1 protein-coding gene and 1 pseudogene are annotated in these 1,429 nt (G+C 55.3%); both read left to right on the top strand.

What is annotated here, in order from left to right:
- Positions 1-726 precede the first annotated feature (726 nt).
- Positions 727-978 (top strand): annotated as a pseudogene (locus KVS69_RS18220) (transposase); the annotation flags it as partial.
- A 180-nt stretch (positions 979-1,158) separates the two neighbouring features.
- Entirely contained in the window at positions 1,159-1,347 is a 189-nt protein-coding gene (locus KVS69_RS18215; RefSeq protein ID WP_217539409.1) for a hypothetical protein, read from the top strand.
- The last annotated feature ends 82 nt before the right edge of the window (positions 1,348-1,429 follow it).

Genomic DNA, 1,429 nt, shown 5'->3' with positions numbered 1-1,429 from the left:
TAGCCCGAAGAAGTTGGGGGCAGTTCCTGAGGAGATATCCCAGCGTGTGCCTTGAGGCACTGGTCTTGTTGGCGGCTCCATTCCTTCTTTACACGGAGCAGTCTGGTTGCCAGCTTCTGTGACCCGCATTAACGGCAAGCCTTTTACTGATTCTTCTGTCGGCTGTAGAAACGCTTTCCACCTCGGTTGTCTTCAGGGTTCGCACTTCGCCGACGTCGTTGATAATGCTGGCGCATTCCGGTGCAGGCATGTTTGCGACGTATATGTTTACCAAGGGGCTGAAGGTTACCTCGCCCATTAGTCATTTCTGGTTCTTTGGCTCCGTCCTTATGAGTGGCGTGCTGTCTTTTCTCATTGCTCGGTTCTGGACCAACCTGCTCAGAGGTGCGACGGTGGGGTATTCAACTGTAGTTGAAAGGATCATTAGGACCTTCAGCGCGGAACCGTCTGCTGCCCAGTGGATTACAAGGCATGTGGTGAAAGGGGGTAGGAAGCAGAAGGCAGCGAAAGGCCGATGCAGAACCATAAAACGCAAAAAGTAGCCAGACGTACGTCTCATCTGACGGCGTAACGGATGGCTCTCGTGAGGGCCGTTTAGCCGCCTGAGCCCTTTTTCTGCTTTCATCAACTGCGAACAATTATCATGGGCACAAAGGTTCTCATTGGACCGGCCAAGATTTCGTAGACATCTCAGAGCCATAAGCAATGGAAGCCAGAGAGGTGTCTATGGCGAGCAAGCAGTACACGGATGAGTTCAATGCCGAAGCGGTCAAGCAGGTTACCCAAAGGGGCTTTGCTGTAGCCTAGGTTGCGAAGCGGCTAGGGGTCTCATCCCACAGCCTTTACCAATGGCTCCGCAAGGCCAAGAGCGAGGCCTTGGCGGGCACACCAGAGGGGTCGATGTTGCCCACGCCCAAGGACTCAGCCGAGGTGCGTCGGTTGAAGGCCGAGGTGAAACGTCTGACTGAGGAGCGCGATCACTCCAATTAGAGAAGACATATGAAAATGCTGTCCCTTACACTTGGCACGCTTTCGGCGCTAGGCCTCCAGAGCAACGCAGATGCTGCAGGCGTCTCGGGCGCGACGACGTCGTTCTAGCAGATACGCAATGCCACGGCTAAGATTACGTATGGCGAAACCGTATTGCTGGTGGACCCTATGCTGGCCTCTAAAGGCGCCTATCCAGGCTTCCCGGAAACGTATCGCAATGAATTGCGCAACCCGACCGTCGAACTTCCCTTCGACACCGGTCAGGTGCTCAAGGGAGTGGATGCGGTGCTTGTGACACATACCGAGGGTTGGCAGGGAATCGTTACGAACACGGCCAGATCTTCGCTAACCGATTGATGGATCGGTGAATTCTACCCTCGGCGCACTTCCAGGCGCGGCCCTCCCCGGGAAGCTGTGGCCCCATTCAATCATGGCCACC

This window comes from Stenotrophomonas sp. GbtcB23, from assembly GCF_019091045.1.
GTDB classification, from domain to species: Bacteria; Pseudomonadota; Gammaproteobacteria; order Xanthomonadales; family Xanthomonadaceae; genus Stenotrophomonas; species Stenotrophomonas rhizophila_A.
This window is presented reverse-complemented; position numbering and strand designations above follow the sequence as displayed.

What these genes read in the sequence shown, in the direction of transcription:
- KVS69_RS18215 (WP_217539409.1), top strand. Translation starts at nt 1,159, where the DNA reads ATGCTGGCCTCTAAAGGCGCCTATCCAGGCTTCCCGGAAACGTATCGC.